General features: G+C 56.7%; 13 protein-coding genes and 1 pseudogene. 13 read left to right on the plus strand and 1 reads right to left on the minus strand.

The features are described from left to right. Window positions 1-264: 264 nt before the first annotated feature. The 12 genes and pseudogenes from VGP75_RS15930 (at window position 265) to phoB (ending at window position 11,232) form a co-directional block, all read left to right on the plus strand. On the plus strand, window positions 265-636 hold the full coding sequence (locus VGP75_RS15930; protein WP_327544598.1) for a hypothetical protein: 372 nt from the start codon (window positions 265-267) through the stop codon (window positions 634-636). A 466-nt stretch (window positions 637-1,102) separates the two neighbouring features. Continuing rightward, window positions 1,103-1,213 (plus strand): annotated as a pseudogene (locus VGP75_RS15935) (transposase); the annotation flags it as partial. A 159-nt stretch (window positions 1,214-1,372) separates the two neighbouring features. Continuing rightward, window positions 1,373-2,323 carry a phosphate/phosphite/phosphonate ABC transporter substrate-binding protein gene (phnD, locus tag VGP75_RS15940; RefSeq protein ID WP_327544599.1) on the plus strand — a complete coding sequence of 317 codons (951 nt, stop codon included), beginning with the start codon at window positions 1,373-1,375 and terminating at the stop codon, window positions 2,321-2,323. A gap of 73 nt (window positions 2,324-2,396) precedes the next feature. Continuing rightward, complete coding sequence (gene phnC / locus VGP75_RS15945) at window positions 2,397-3,218, plus strand: phosphonate ABC transporter ATP-binding protein (protein ID WP_327544600.1); 822 nt, start codon at window positions 2,397-2,399, stop codon at window positions 3,216-3,218. Beyond that, a complete protein-coding gene (phnE, locus tag VGP75_RS15950; protein ID WP_327544601.1) occupies window positions 3,215-4,021 on the plus strand; it encodes a phosphonate ABC transporter, permease protein PhnE in 807 nt (268 codons plus the stop codon). The genes phnC and phnE (VGP75_RS15950) overlap by 4 nt, the downstream gene beginning before the upstream one ends. Beyond that, entirely contained in the window at window positions 4,018-4,830 is an 813-nt protein-coding gene (phnE, locus tag VGP75_RS15955; RefSeq protein WP_414727817.1) for a phosphonate ABC transporter, permease protein PhnE, read from the plus strand. Before phnE (VGP75_RS15950) ends, phnE (VGP75_RS15955) begins: the two co-directional genes overlap by 4 nt. A 358-nt stretch (window positions 4,831-5,188) precedes the next feature. After that, window positions 5,189-6,226, plus strand: coding sequence for a substrate-binding domain-containing protein (locus VGP75_RS15960; protein WP_327544602.1), 1,038 nt, complete (start codon window positions 5,189-5,191; stop codon window positions 6,224-6,226). A 72-nt stretch (window positions 6,227-6,298) separates the two neighbouring features. Continuing rightward, window positions 6,299-7,675: a phosphate ABC transporter permease subunit PstC gene (gene pstC, locus VGP75_RS15965; protein ID WP_327544603.1), complete on the plus strand. Its 1,377-nt coding sequence runs from the start codon at window positions 6,299-6,301 to the stop codon at window positions 7,673-7,675. A gap of 13 nt (window positions 7,676-7,688) precedes the next feature. Then, window positions 7,689-8,993, plus strand: coding sequence for a phosphate ABC transporter permease PstA (gene pstA / locus VGP75_RS15970; RefSeq protein WP_327544604.1), 1,305 nt, complete (start codon window positions 7,689-7,691; stop codon window positions 8,991-8,993). Window positions 8,994-9,018: 25 nt separating this feature from the next. Next, a complete protein-coding gene (gene pstB / locus VGP75_RS15975; RefSeq protein ID WP_327544605.1) occupies window positions 9,019-9,816 on the plus strand; it encodes a phosphate ABC transporter ATP-binding protein PstB in 798 nt (265 codons plus the stop codon). Between the two features lie 10 nt (window positions 9,817-9,826). Next, entirely contained in the window at window positions 9,827-10,543 is a 717-nt protein-coding gene (gene phoU / locus VGP75_RS15980; RefSeq protein WP_327544611.1) for a phosphate signaling complex protein PhoU, read from the plus strand. Continuing rightward, window positions 10,543-11,232 (plus strand): phosphate regulon transcriptional regulator PhoB, encoded by a 690-nt coding sequence (gene phoB, locus VGP75_RS15985; protein WP_327544606.1) that lies wholly within the window; start codon window positions 10,543-10,545, stop codon window positions 11,230-11,232. Before phoU ends, phoB begins: the two co-directional genes overlap by 1 nt. A 390-nt stretch (window positions 11,233-11,622) precedes the next feature. Here the strand turns inward: phoB and VGP75_RS15990 are convergent, their stop codons facing one another. After that, a complete protein-coding gene (locus tag VGP75_RS15990) occupies window positions 11,623-12,711 on the minus strand; it encodes a polyheme membrane-associated cytochrome C (protein WP_327544607.1) in 1,089 nt (362 codons plus the stop codon). A 207-nt stretch (window positions 12,712-12,918) separates the two neighbouring features. Here VGP75_RS15990 and VGP75_RS15995 point away from each other — a divergent pair, with 207 nt between their 5' ends. After that, a complete protein-coding gene (locus tag VGP75_RS15995; RefSeq protein ID WP_327544608.1) occupies window positions 12,919-14,319 on the plus strand; it encodes a ferredoxin reductase family protein in 1,401 nt (466 codons plus the stop codon). Window positions 14,320-14,682 lie beyond the last annotated feature (363 nt).

Raw genomic sequence — 14,682 nt, forward strand, 5'->3', positions numbered from 1 at the left:
GGCGCGATAGGTTTGTCCGCCGCGCTGAAAAACGTCGCCGCAAGGCAAGGACGCTGCAGACCCGCGGCCCAATCCGCCCAGTTCCAGTCGTTTGCGCGACCGCACAAGCCGCTCGGCGCGAAAAATGCTTGTTCAACTGGAAAAATCAGACCATTTTCACGCTAGACGGAAGACGACATGGGGAATGTCGGATAAGGATTAAGTTTTGGCCTGAGTTTCAAGAGTACACAAAGCAGATGGTGGAGCAGCATCGAGAGAACTGCCATGGTTGCAAGGTTTGAGGTTGATGAGCTGTTTATTGAGAACGGCGACTATCTGGCACTTTCCATCGGGTTCACCTCTGACGATGACCCGCTCGACGTTCTTCATCTCGTTCTAGATTCTACCAACAATTCGGAATACAGTCTGCATCTGGAGCGCACTGATCAATCTGCTTCCTGCCTAAACCAGGTACGGCAAATCACTTTTGGCGACACACAGGTGGCCCTTTACTTGACAGATGTAGGAGCAGAATCCCTAAACCTTGAACGGCTTGTGGAGTTTTCCTTCGAAAAGCAACCGGACCTCTATCCCATCGCCATTGCCCAGCTCCGGCTAATAACTTGCCCTGCACACGTTAGATTCTTCAAAGAGTGAGTGTCAGCTTCCTACCCATTGTCGTCCATCGGCACGAATCTCTGCGGGCCCTGCAACCGGTCGTCCTAAGGCAACCTTCCGATCGGAAGAACTTGGGCCGATTGCCGAACGGATGGTTTCGGGCGAACAGGGGCGGGAAGCAGTCGTCCGATCAGACAGTTGTCAAGCCCGGAGCAAAATGGGAGTGAACCAAGCTCCATTTCACATCAAATAGTCACAATCACAGCTGCCACGAGAACGCAGATTGATCCTAGAACGGGAAAAGCAGGATTCGACCCCTGCCTGTTGCAGGAGTTTTACGCGCCTTTTTGACGAACGGATTTTGTTTCATGCCAACGACGACAATTCTGTTCTCGGCTACCGCTTGAGTGACCTCTTCGTCCATTGCTCTGCCCCCTGAAAACCGGATCGTTTGAAACTGGAGTTTACCGTTTACTTTCCCTGACTGGAACAGGAGCGGAATTACATGAAAGCATCAAGGTTCACGGAGGCGCAAAAGGCGTTCATTCTCAAGCAGGGTGAGCAAGGCAAGCTGGTTGCAGAGATTTGTCGGAAGGCTGGGATCAGTCAGGCGACCTAGATCAACGGGAAGCAGACGTTGCAAAGTGGGCTTGGCTTGACACAACATTGAGGCTGATACAAAAATTTCTCCATTAGTCTTCCAATCAGCAAGACGTCACACAGCTGTTACCCGACTCACGTAGTGCGATAGCTGAATAACGAATTGGAGAATATGATGAAAACGTTCCCTACGCTTACGGCGATTGCCGCCCTTCTTGTCGCGGTTCCGGCGCATGCTGAATTCGCGCTTGATAGCCGTTTTACAGATGCTGATGGCGACTTGATCGCTGATATCCCTTCTGATCCCGCAGAGCTGATCGACCCGGACACGATTATTTTCGCCTATACCCCTGTCGAAGATCCGGCGGTCTATGCTGAAGTATGGCAAGGTTTCCTTGACCATATGGCTGAGGTCACAGGCAAAAACGTGCAGTTCTTTCCGGTGCAGTCCAACGCAGCCCAGATCGAGGCGATGCGCGCAGGTCGTCTGCATGTTGCCGGATTTAACACCGGATCCAACCCGCTGGCTGTGGCCTGTGCAGGTTTCCGTCCCTTTGCCATGATGGCCGCCGCTGACGGGTCTTTCGGCTACGAAATGGAAATCATCACCTATCCCGACAGCGGTATCGACAGTGTCGAGGCGATCCGGGGCAGCCAGATGGCCTTTACCTCCGAAACATCGAATTCGGGCTTCAAAGCCCCGTCCGCGATATTGGCCGCTGAATTCGGCATGGTTGCCGGCACTGATTTTGAGCCAGTCTTTTCCGGCGCGCACGACAATTCAATTCTTGGTGTCGCCAACAAGGATTATCCTGCCGCGGCCATTGCCAATTCGGTCATGGGCCGCATGATCGAACGCGACGTTGTGAGTGAGGACCAGTTCGTGACGGTCTACACATCACAGACGTTCCCCACGACAGGCTATGGCACCGCCTACAACCTGACCCCCGAATTGCAGGACAAAATTCAGGAAGCTTTCTTCAGCTTTGAATGGGAAGGATCGGCGTTGCAGGCTGAATTTTCCAACTCTGGTGAAAGTCAGTTCATTCCGATCACTTTTCAGGAAGACTGGTCTGTGATCCGCACTATCGACGAGGCCAATGGCGTCGTTTACGCTTGCAACTGACCAAGACGCGACAAGCTCTTAAAGACGGGTGGCCCTGTGCCACCCGTCTTTACCTGCATAAGAAGGCTACATCATGCTGACCCTCGACAGCCTGTCCAAGACCTACAAAACCGGTGATACCGCCCTGACCGAAGTGTCACTGAGTGTTCCCAAAGGGCAGATCATGGGCCTGATCGGACCTTCCGGTGCGGGCAAATCCACACTGATCCGTTGCATCAACCGGTTGGTCGAACCGACTGGCGGCAAGGTGATTTTGGGCGATGTCGATCTCGTCAAGCTTGGCAAGGCCGACTTGCGCCGCCAGCGCCGCCGGATTGGGATGATCTTTCAGGAATATGCGCTGGTCGAACGTCTGACGGTAATGGAAAACGTCCTGTCGGGGCGTTTGGGATACGTGCCTTTCTGGCGCAGCTTTCTGCGCAAATACCCCCCGGCAGATATTCAGCGTGCCTACCAGCTTCTGGACCGCGTCGGGCTTATGGAACATGCGAGCAAGCGCGCCGATGCACTATCGGGGGGGCAACGCCAGCGTGTCGGTATCGCGCGGGCGCTGGCGCAAGATCCCGATTTGCTATTGGTCGATGAACCCACCGCAAGCCTTGATCCAAAGACCAGCCGCCAGATCATGCGGTTGCTGACCGAAATCTGCGCCGAACGTAACCTGCCTGCCATCGTCAACATCCATGATGTGCCACTTGCGCAGCAATTCATGCAGCGGATCGTGGGGCTGCGCGCGGGGCGCGTCGTGTTCGACGATGCGCCAGAGTTGCTGACTGAGGATGCACTGACGCGGATTTATGGTGAAGAAGACTGGAACGCCATGCGTCAGGGTGACGAGGATCAGGCAACCGCCGAGGCGGACTCCCGCGAGCGTCTGGCAGCGCTCGTCCGATGACCTCTCCCGTTTATCCGACCACGTGGCGCCGCCCGCCACAGATCGTCAAGGACCGCCGCTGGCGCATTGCGCTTCAGGTCGCGATAATGATCTACCTTGTCCTGGCCATCAGCACAGTCGAGGTAAACTGGAGCCGCGTTTACGACGGTCTGGAACGTGGCCAGCGCTTTGTCATGGGGTTCCTGCAGCCCGATTTCACCAGCCGCTGGAAAGATATCAGCCAGGGCCTGATTGAAAGCCTGACCATGACGCTGACCTCGACGGTGGTCGGTGTCGCGATCTCTGTGCCTATCGGAATAGGCGCGGCGCGTAACCTTGCACCCCGCTGGATCTACTACATCTGCCGCAGCATCATCGCCGTCAGTCGCGCCCTGCAAGAGGTGATCATCGCGATCTTCCTTGTGGCGATGTTCGGTTTCGGCCCCTTTGCGGGGTTCCTGACCCTGTCCTTCGCCACAATCGGCTTTATCGCGAAATTGCTAGCCGACGATATCGAGGAAATTGAAGAGGCACAGGCCGAGGCGGTGCGCGCCACCGGCGCATCTTGGTGGCAATTGGTCAATTACGCTGTTCAGCCGCAGGTGATGCCCCGACTGATCGGTTTGGCACTATATCGTCTGGATATCAATTTTCGGGAGAGTGCCGTGATCGGCATCGTCGGCGCGGGCGGAATTGGGGCCACACTCAACACGGCCATTAACCGTTACGAATACGACAGCGCCGGCGCGATCCTGCTGATTATCATCGGCATCGTAATGGTTACCGAATACAGCTCCAGCTACCTGCGGAAGTTCCTGCAATGACCGAGATCACCCACTACAGCCAAGTCTGGTCCTATCGGACACCGCGCGCTCGTCTCATGTTATGGGGTGGCTGGCTTGCCCTTGTCGCACTGTTTATTTTCTGCTGGCGCATCATGACCGAGAACACGATCTGGTTTTTCGTGGCCGACGCGCCATCGCAGGCAGCAGACATCGGCAGCCGCATGATGCCGCCACGCTGGGCCTATCTGTCCGAGTTGATGGCGCCACTCTGGGACACCATCAATATTGCCACACTTGGCACGCTGGGCGGGGTCATCATGGCGGTGCCTGTGGCCTTTCTGGCGGCGCGCAACACTTCGCCCTCACCTCGGTTTTTGCGTCCCGCCGCGTTGTTTATCATTGTCGCCTCCCGCTCTATCAACTCGCTGATCTGGGCGCTCCTTCTTGTCGCCATTATCGGCCCGGGCCTGCTTGCCGGAATCGTGGCCATCGCGCTGCGTTCAATCGGGTTTATCGGCAAACTGCTTTACGAGGCGATTGAAGAAACTGACGCTAAACAGATCGAAGCGATAGAGGCCACCGGGGCCAGCGGCGCACAGGTTCTGTCCTACGGTATCGTGCCACAAATCATGCCTGCTTTTTGGGGTATCACGGTGTTCCGTTGGGATATCAACATCCGCGAAAGCACTATTCTGGGCCTCGTCGGGGCAGGTGGTATTGGCCTTAAGTTGCAAGCTTCGCTGAACACCCTCGCGTGGAGCCAGGTCACGGTGATTCTGCTATTGATTCTTGCCACTGTCGTTCTGAGCGAATGGGTCTCGGCACGGGTGCGCACCGCCATCATTTAAGGGGCCGGTTCGGCTCACCCAACGTCACGCAAAATCGTTATCTGTTATAGATGGTTCGTTCATCGCGCGTGTTCAGAACGGCTTAGAGGCCGCGCGCGTATAAACTAACGTGCCAAAGCCCAGCATGTCAGACATTGTCTGGTGACGCTCTCAGCGCGCCTGAGCGATATGCAGTGAGGGCTCAACCTGAGTGGCCACGCATGAGCGTTATTATCTGCAGGCCCCACCGGTGGGCCGCGGGGAATGCGCAGGGACTGTTACAAAAGCGTCATAAAACTTTTGCATAAGGGTCATGGAATCAATCTAGCGATGCCCCGAGGCCGGATCATGCGGCCTGAAACGACAATTAGGAGATACCATGTCTTTCACCAAGCTTTCCGTGTCGACGCTCGCGCTTGTCGCCGTGTCCGCCACAGCAGCCACAGCACGTGACGAAATCCGCATCGTCGGGTCGTCTACTGTGTTCCCATATACCCAAGCTGTTGCAGAACAGTTTGCAAACAACACCGGCAACCCATCGCCCATCGTCGAATCGACCGGCACCGGCGGCGGCATGCAGATTTTCTGCGGCGGTATCGGCGAGCAGTTCGCTGACGTCACAGGCGCATCGCGCGGCATGAAAGCTTCTGAATTTGAGCTTTGCGCGCAGAACGGCGTGACAGACATCACGCAAGCCAACATCGGTAACGATGGTCTGTCCATCGCGATTTCGAGCGCGAACGACTTTGCCTGGGACTTGTCCCTCTCAGAGATTTACCTTGCACTCGCCAACGAAGTGCCGGTTGACGGCGAGTGGGCTGCAAACCCCTACACCATGTGGTCGGAAATCGATGCGCGCTTGCCTGCCATCGAAATCATCGTGCTTGGGCCACCGCCAACATCCGGTACGCGTGACGCATTCGTCGAGTTGGCCATGTGGGCTGGCTGTGAAGAGCTGTCATACGTGTCCGAAGGCGGGTTTGACGAGGACTGGATTGAAGAGAACTGCTCGCGCATGCGCTCTGACGGCCCGTTCATCGAAGCCGGTGAAAACGACAACCTGATCGTACAGCGTTTGCAGGCTGACCCGAACGCGATGGGTATCTTCGGATATTCGTTCCTGTTCGAAAACCTCGACACACTTAAGGCCGTTACAGTCAACGGCGTAGAGCCCGATCCGGACACTATCGCAACCGGTGATTATCCGATCTCTCGTCCGCTGTATTTCTACATCAAGAACGCACACCGCGGTGTGATCCCCGGTCTTGAAGAATTCATCGCAGAGTACATGTCCGAAGATGCGATGGCACCTGGTGGATATCTGACCGAGCGTGGCATGGTTGCGCTGACAGATGCACGTCGTGCAACAGTTCAGGAAAATGTCATCAACGGCGTTTCCATGGAAGCACCTGAGTAAGTCTTTTCTTACGAGACTGCCCGGGCGAGTGCCCGGGCAGTTTTTATTTGTCCAAAACCAAGAGCGAATACTATGACCCTCGCGGCCTTCCTCGTCCTTTTTGCCGCCACTGTGGCTGGCTACATGCTCAATCGCCGCGCTGCCCTGACCATTCGGGGAAGCGGTACGCAGCTTCATTCGCTCGAAAGCTTCCACGGGCTTTATTCCGCTCTTACGGTGCTTGTACCGGTCCTTGTGATCTTGTTGCTCTGGATCATGTTACAGGGAGTGGTCGTTGACCGGCTGACCATGGGCAGTTTGCCGGATGGCACGCTTGACGGTCTGGGAACCGGACAGATCCAGCTGATCCTTGCAGAGATCAAGTCGATCAGCCGTGGGGTGATCTTTGGGACACCCGAAGAGTTCAAAATACAGGCAGCCGAACGTTATATCAGCTATAATAACACGGCGACCACGCTTATGCTTGCGGTGGTTGTTGCGCTGGTCTTGGCCCTTGTTGTCGCAGCCCGCCGCCGCGTGGCTGCAGGTTTCCGTGCACGTCAGCAGGTGGAAAGCATCACCTCGGGTCTGATGATCTTCTGTGCGACGGTGGCCATTTTCACCACTGTTGGCATCATTTTTGCGCTGGTGTTCGAGACGTACAAGTTCTTTACCATGGTGCCGATCACCGAGTTCCTTTTCGGAACAAGCTGGGAGCCGCAAATCCCCATTCGCGCTGATCAGATTGCCGCTGAAGGCGCCTTTGGTGCTGTCCCCGTGTTTCTCGGCACGATTGTGATTGCGACGGTCGCCTTGGTGGTCGCCGTGCCGGTCGGCCTGCTGACCGCGATCTATCTGAATGAGTTCGCCTCACACAGGGTACGGAAGGTGATCAAGCCGATCCTCGAGATCCTCTCCGGTGTGCCTACAGTTGTTTATGGCTTCTTCGCCATCCTCGTGATTGCACCTGCAATCCGGTCTTTCGGCCAAAGCATCGGGCTTGATGTCGCCCCAAATACCGCGCTTGCAGCGGGCAGTGTAATGGGTGTCATGCTGATCCCGTTCATTTCGTCTTTCGCTGACGACGCCCTGTCCGCAGTCCCCCAGAGCCTGCGCGACGGAGCCTTGGCCTTGGGTGCAACGCGAGCGGAAACCATGCTGAACGTGCTTTTCCCGGCCGCCATACCCGGCATCGTTGGTGGTGTTCTGCTGGCCGTAAGCCGGGCTATTGGTGAAACGATGATCGTGGTCATGGCCGCTGGCCTGATCGCAAAGATGACCATCAACCCGCTGGACAGCGTGACCGCCGTAACGGTGCAAATCGTGACAATGTTGATCGGGGATACATCCTTTGACAACCCGAAGACACTTTCGGCGTTTGCCCTTGGCATGATGCTTTTCATTATCACACTGATGATCAACGTTCTGGCACTGCGGATCGTCCGCAAGTACCGCGAAATCTACGATTGAGGCCTGCGCAGATATGACCGATTTTACAACAGATCCAGCCGGCCCACGCCCGGTCAACGCAACCACAGAGGCCGTGCGCAACAGCCTTGCACGCCGCAACCGAAAGCAGCTTTGGCTACAGGGTTTCGGTATCGCTGCGATCAGCTTTGCGCTTATGATGCTGTTCATCCTGATCACTTCACTCGTCGGGTCCGGCTATCAGGCTTTCACACAGACCCATGTCGAAATCGAAGTTTTCGTCGATCCTGAGGAAGTTCCGGTAGAAAACCTGCCGCGTGGTGGCTTCCGCGAGGTGCTGAGTGCATCCATGGGCCAATATTTTCCAGACGTGGATATGACGGACCGCGCCGCAGCGCGCGAGGTATCGACGATCCTTTCGAATGGCGCGCAATTCGAACTGCGTGACATGGTGGTGGCCGACCCGACGCTGATTGGCCAGACCATTACGCTCAAGGTGCCGACATCTGACCCCTATGACCAGTTGGCCAAAGGGTTGGTCAAACGCGATACAACTGAAGAGAACCGCCGTCTGGACGATGCTGCGATTGAACGGTTTGACCGCTTGCAGGAGCTTGGTTTGATCAGCAAGCCACTGAATACGGGCCTGTTGTCCAATGCGGATTCGCGTTTTCCTGAACTCGCCGGTTTGAAGGGCGCTTTGGTCGGGTCGTTCTGGGCGCTTCTGACGTGCTTTGTCATCTCGTTCCCGCTGGGGATTGGCGCTGCGATCTATCTTGAGGAATTTGCCCCCAAAAACCGGATGAGTGATTTCATCGAGGTCAATATCAACAATCTTGCGGCAGTGCCGTCGGTTGTGTTCGGCCTGTTGGCATTGTCGGTTTTCATCGGTTGGTTCGGCATGCCGCGATCTGCGCCGTTTGTCGGGGGCTTGACGCTTGCGCTCATGACCCTGCCGACCATCATCATCGCCACGCGCGCCGCGCTCAAGGCTGTGCCGCCGTCGATCCGCGAAGCCGCGTTAGGTGTAGGTGCATCCAAGCATCAGGTCGTGTTCCACCATGTTCTACCGTTGGCGATGCCCGGGATTTTGACAGGTACGATCATCGGTTTGGCGCAGGCTTTGGGCGAAACAGCACCGCTGCTTCTGATCGGCATGAACGCGTTCATCACATCCGCGGCATCTTCGCCTTTCGACAGCGCGACAGCTTTGCCTACGCAAATCTTTATCTGGGCCGACAGCCCCGAGCGGGGCTTTGTATCACGGACCTCGGCGGCGATCCTAGTGTTGCTTGGCTTCCTGATCACGATGAATGCAGTTGCGATCTACCTGCGGCAGAAATTCGAACGCAAATGGTAATCGTCCCGACATTAAGGACAATGAAATGAATGATATGACTAAGATTGAACGGGACGTAAGGATGACCGATACAAAGATTACCGCGCGGGACGTCAACGTGTTTTACGGTGACACGCATGCGATCAAGGATGTGAACGTCGATATCGCGGACAAGTCCGTGACTGCCTTTATCGGCCCCTCCGGATGTGGCAAGTCGACGTTCCTGCGCTGTCTGAACCGGATGAACGACACGATCGATGTCTGCCGTGTGACCGGGCACATCAAGATGGATGATCAGGATATCAACGATAAATCGATCGATCCGGTGCAACTGCGCGCGCAGGTCGGTATGGTTTTTCAAAAACCCAACCCGTTCCCCAAGTCCATCTATGACAACGTGGCCTACGGCCCCAAGATCCACGGCCTGGCCCGTACCAAGGCAGATATGGACAACATCGTCGAAGCCTCCTTGCGTCGCGCCGCGATCTGGAACGAGGTCAAGGACCGTCTTGATGCGCCCGGCACCGGCCTGTCGGGTGGCCAGCAGCAGCGCCTGTGCATCGCGCGTGCCGTGGCGACTGCCCCCGAGGTCTTGTTGATGGACGAACCCTGTTCGGCGCTTGACCCGATCGCCACCGCGCAGATTGAGGAATTGATCGACGAATTGCGCCAGCAGTTTTCGGTCGTGATCGTGACCCATTCGATGCAGCAGGCGGCGCGTGTCAGCCAGAAGACCGCGTTCTTCCATTTGGGCAATCTGGTCGAATTCAACGACACCGACCAGATTTTTACCAACCCGCAGGATCCGCGCACCGAGAGCTACATCACTGGCCGGATCGGATAGGCAGATGGCAATGAACGACAACCACATCGTCGCGTCCTTCGACCGCGATCTTGAAAGCATCCAGGCCACCATGGTCAAGATGGGCGGCCTCGTTGAACAGGCCCTTTCGGATGCAGCCTTGGCGCTGCGCACCCGCGATGTCGAGCTGGCCGAGAAAGTCCGCCGCGGCGATAAGGTGGTCGACGAGCTTGACCTGATGCTCAAGTCGGATGCCGCCCGCCTGCTTGCGTTGCGTTCGCCCACGGCCAGGGACCTCCGTCTCGTGCTCGCGGTGATGGAAATCAGCTCGCATCTGGAACGCTGCGGCGATTACGCCAAGAACATCGCCAAGCGCACCATGGCTATGTCGGGTGCAGGCGCGATCACCGGCACGCTGTCCGATCTGGCGCGGATGGCAGCATTCGTCGAAACAATGGTCAGGGATACGCTGGACGCTTTCATCCAGCGCGATCCCGTCAAGGCCGCCGAGATCATTGAACGCGATGCTGAAGCCGACCAGATCTACAACACGCTGTTCCGGTCATTCCTGACCCATATGATGGAAGACCACAAGAATATCGCCGCGGGCATGCATCTGCATTTCATCGCCAAGAACATCGAACGCGTTGGCGATCATGCGACAGGGATCGCCGAACAGACGATCTATGCCGTCACCGGTGCCTTGCCCGAGGATGACCGGCCCAAGCAGGACCCGATCACCATTGGGCTGCAGGAAAGTGATGTCTGATGGCCTACCTGCAACCTTCCGTTCTGGTGGTCGAGGATGAACCGGCACAGCGGGAAGTGCTGGCCTATAACCTCGAAAGCGAAGGCTTTCGCGTCATCAAGGCCGCTGATGGCAACGAGGCTCTGCTGCTGATCGAGGAAGAACAGCCCGACCTGATCCTGCTTGACTGGATGTTGCCGGGCACATCGGGCATCGAAATCTGCCGCCAGATCAAAAGCCGCCCTGCATTCCGTATGACGCCCGTCATTATGCTGTCCGCGCGGTCCGAAGAGGTAGACAAGGTGCGCGGTCTGGAAACCGGTGCCGATGATTACATCAGCAAGCCCTATTCGATCATCGAACTTCTGGCGCGTGTGAAGGCGCATCTGCGCCGGTCGCGCCCTTCTACGATGGGCGAACGGCTGGTATATGATGACATCCTGCTCGATTCAGAGACGCATAAGGTGTTTCGGGGCGAAAAGGAACTCAAGCTCGGGCCGACCGAATTCCGCCTGCTGACGACCTTCATGGAAAAGCCGGGCCGCGTCTGGAGCCGTGACCAGCTGCTCGACCGGGTCTGGGGGCGCGACATTTATGTCGATACCCGCACCGTCGATGTCCATGTCGGCCGCCTGCGCAAGGTGCTGGGGAGCCACGGCGGCGATGATCTGATCCGCACCGTGCGTGGCGCAGGATATGCGTTGGGATAAGGGTGACGTCCAGCCTGTTATTCTCCCGGCGACCAGTTCCGTCGGGTTGTGCTCTGGTTGTCCGCAGGTGATCCACCGACTGCGTTTCTCGATGTATGCGCATTTGCTGTGCTGGGTCTGATTTGGTGATGCAAGATCCAGCGATTTCGCATGCAACGTCACCTACCCAGACGCCAAAGCAAGTCTGGTTCCCCATCGCAGTACCGTGACCCTTGCGACTGTTCCTGATAATCTGACCCCGACATGACAGCAGATGTCCCAGGCGCGGTGAAATCCCATGGGCAAAGCGTCAAAATCACCTTTTAACTCTGGGGCCCCTGATTTTTCGCCTCATTCAGACGTCAGGTGCGCCAGCACCTGCTTTTTCTATTGTTGCAGTTGTCAGGTCGATCAAGGCCGCCTGAGGACCGACATCTCCACGTCCACCTTTAGGGACAAGCTCTCCAGACTGTCGTAGAGCAACTGCAGGACATAGGATGGATTATGTACATAGCCGCCAGGGTCTTTCTGCACGACCTGATAGTTATAGGCCGCCTTCAGCAACCTTGGTGTCCAACTTTGATAGCGGTTGGGAAAGATTGCCTCGTCTGCGCTAATCTGGCCGTCACCATCAGTATCGTTGAAAAAATATGGGAAAGCGCCTGACGCATAGCCGATGGGCGCATTGGTCACTTCTGTGCCATAGGCTTGAATAGCCGCGTAGAGTTGACGGTGTAGACCGAAGATTTCGGCATGGATGCCGCCGGCATTGTCACCATCACCGTCAAAGTCTTGATGGCGCGTGCGGATGTCGCGGATATTTTCGACACCGCGATGACAGCTTGTGCAACTGTCAGTGGCCACCTGAGTAGTATGGGCGTCATGGCAGGCCACGCAGGTATTGACGCTGGGCACATGTGTGAAACGGCCCGCATAGGTCTTGCCGGGATAGTGAAAGCCGCCGCGGGTCTCGCTTCCATGCATGACTGCTGCCGCAATGCCGTAGTGAACATTCAGGAATGCCAGATCGGGGGAAATGGTGTCCTCGTCGATGCCTCGGGTTGCGCCCAGCACGTTGTCGCCAGACTGGCGGCCCTGGTGGCATACTGTGCAGACGGCAGATGCCCCCAGCCCATCCACAGTCTCTCCGGACGGAAACGCCACGCTGTCGAGCGCATGGGCTTCTGAGGTATGACAGGACGCACAGCCAATCGGCGCATTGATTGCCGCGGCGTGATCCACAACGCCGGGCATGCTGCCATCCGCACCGAGAAAGTCGATGAACCCGGTCTGCGAATGACAAGCGGCGCAGTTAGGCGGCACCTCCCCATCCTCGTTCCAATGGGTGAAAGACGGGGATGTGTAGTCGCCATGCGGAGAGGCAAGCCATTGCTCTATCAACGCCGGCAGCTCTGAGCTCTCTTGTGCCACGACCGGTGACACAAGCATCACGAAGGCCGTAACCACGCCGCTCAAGCGCGACTTTCCAGATAGAGCCATGGGGACTACTCCATTCCTGTTGCTTCAGTTGAACACTTTTGATTGTCGACGATGCGAAGATATTTTTCATTGATCTTTATCAAGGCAGTTGCACGCGCAACGCATCAACCTCAGGCACAGCCGGCCCAAGGGGAAAAGCAGATGCAAAACCAGCCAACACCTACGCCAGTCAGACGATCACATCACGCGATACGCCTGTCGGGGCCAATGCTGGCGTTCGCTTATCTCTTGGCCTGCACCTTGCCACTTTTGCTCGCGCTCCGACGCGACGTGGCGGGAATGGATGTATCGGAACGGGGTGCGGCAGCGCTGGGAATGGTCGCTCTTGTTGCGATGGCGATCCAGTTTGTCACTTCGGGGCGCTTCGAGGTGGTTTCGGGTCGGCTGGGCATCGACAAGATCATGGCCTTTCACAAGATCGCTGCTTTCTGGGTGCTGATCGGACTGATACTGCACCCGCTGGTGTATGTGCTGCCAACATGGGCTGATGACCCCGCGCTAGGCGTGGAAAGGCTGACAGCCTATCTGACGCTGCCGCACTACAGGTCCGGTGTTGTGGCACTAGCTGCGCTATTGGTGCTGGCTTTCAGTGGAATTCTCCGCGACCGCCTGCCATGGCGCTATGAGGTTTGGCGCGCCACGCATATCCTGCTTGGCTTGGTGGCCGTCGGGGGGGGCGTGCATCATGCGCTCACCACTGGGCGTTTCAGTGCGATGGGTCCAGTTCATTGGATGTGGTGGGTGCTGGCGCTGACTGTCATCACTGTCATGGCAATTCTGTATGGTTGGCGTTGGGCATTGCTGCATCGACATCCGTGGCAACTGGCCTCGGTCAAGGGTTTGGCGGATCGCATGTGGGAACTTGACATCCAACCTGCGCCCAACACCAAACCCGTAGACTATGCGGCTGGCCAGTTTGTCTGGATCACCGAAGGCAAACACCGCTTTCCGCTATTCGATCATCCGTTTTCGATCGCCGACAGCCCTAAACGACAGGGGCTGAGCCTGATTATTAAGGAAGCTGGTGACTTTACCAACAAAATTGGGGCTCTTGCACCCGGCACACCCATGGGCATTGATGGCCCTTACGGCGACTTCACTTTGTCCGCGCATCAGGGTGACGCAATCCTGCTGCTGGCGGGCGGGGTCGGCATTGCTCCGATCATGGGGCTATTGCGCGATCTTGTGGCGCGCCGTGATCCTCGGCCTGTGCGGCTGGCTTATGCCGCGGGACGTCCCGTGAACTTTGCCTGCCTTCCCGAAATCAAGGCCGCACAAGAGGTGCTTGATCTTCAGGTGATGCTGGTCAGCGAAGAAGATGCCGAGGGCTGGGATGGGCTGATAGGGTGGCTGACACATGATCGGCTGCGCCAGCTTTTGCAGGGGCTTGATACAAAGCGGACAGTGGCGCACATCTGCGGCCCTGGCCCAATGGTCACTGCAGTTTCGGATGCGCTGCTGGACTTGGGTTTGCCAATGGACAAGGTGATATACGAACGGTTTGACTATGCGGGAGGGGCATCACGGCAGGATCGGCGCCGTGCGATGGGCTTTCTGGCCGTTGCTGCTGGACTAGCGGGTGCCATAGGTGCTTTCGCGCTGGCCTAATTGAAACCCAAGCCCCAGCCAGATGGCCTATCGCCGGCCATCATGGCCATCAACCTGTCGTCAGCAATCGCGGGTGTAATTGTACCGCGTTTAACAACGGCCCCTTCTTTCATCGGCCCTGTCAGCCAAGAGCTGTGAAACGAATTTTTACTTCTGTAAAGGATTGCTTCCTGGACCATGTAAGAATGGTCGGAACACAGGCTGACGCCTGGCCGTCCTTCACGCTGTTCGGCCTCAGCCTTTGTCGCAGACAGCTAAGACTACTTAGATGTGCGCGCATATGCACATATGTTATTTGTTTTGTGGTGTTTAATAATTTTTCGCACAGTGTACATTTGCACAGAATGAATGGAGCACAGAAAT

The organism is Yoonia sp., from assembly GCF_036007805.1.
Lineage (GTDB): Bacteria > Pseudomonadota > Alphaproteobacteria > Rhodobacterales > Rhodobacteraceae > Yoonia.

Coding starts and splice junctions, on each gene's coding strand:
- pstA (WP_327544604.1), top strand. CDS start 7,689: ATGACCGATTTTACAACAGATCCAGCCGGCCCACGCCCGGTCAACGCA.
- VGP75_RS15990 (WP_327544607.1), bottom strand. CDS start 12,711: ATGGCTCTATCTGGAAAGTCGCGCTTGAGCGGCGTGGTTACGGCCTTC.
- phnD (WP_327544599.1), top strand. CDS start 1,373: ATGAAAACGTTCCCTACGCTTACGGCGATTGCCGCCCTTCTTGTCGCG.
- pstC (WP_327544603.1), top strand. CDS start 6,299: ATGACCCTCGCGGCCTTCCTCGTCCTTTTTGCCGCCACTGTGGCTGGC.
- VGP75_RS15960 (WP_327544602.1), top strand. CDS start 5,189: ATGTCTTTCACCAAGCTTTCCGTGTCGACGCTCGCGCTTGTCGCCGTG.
- phoU (WP_327544611.1), top strand. CDS start 9,827: ATGAACGACAACCACATCGTCGCGTCCTTCGACCGCGATCTTGAAAGC.
- phnC (WP_327544600.1), top strand. CDS start 2,397: ATGCTGACCCTCGACAGCCTGTCCAAGACCTACAAAACCGGTGATACC.
- phnE (WP_414727817.1), top strand. CDS start 4,018: ATGACCGAGATCACCCACTACAGCCAAGTCTGGTCCTATCGGACACCG.
- VGP75_RS15930 (WP_327544598.1), top strand. CDS start 265: ATGGTTGCAAGGTTTGAGGTTGATGAGCTGTTTATTGAGAACGGCGAC.
- VGP75_RS15995 (WP_327544608.1), top strand. CDS start 12,919: ATGCTGGCGTTCGCTTATCTCTTGGCCTGCACCTTGCCACTTTTGCTC.
- pstB (WP_327544605.1), top strand. CDS start 9,019: ATGAATGATATGACTAAGATTGAACGGGACGTAAGGATGACCGATACA.
- phnE (WP_327544601.1), top strand. CDS start 3,215: ATGACCTCTCCCGTTTATCCGACCACGTGGCGCCGCCCGCCACAGATC.
- phoB (WP_327544606.1), top strand. CDS start 10,543: ATGGCCTACCTGCAACCTTCCGTTCTGGTGGTCGAGGATGAACCGGCA.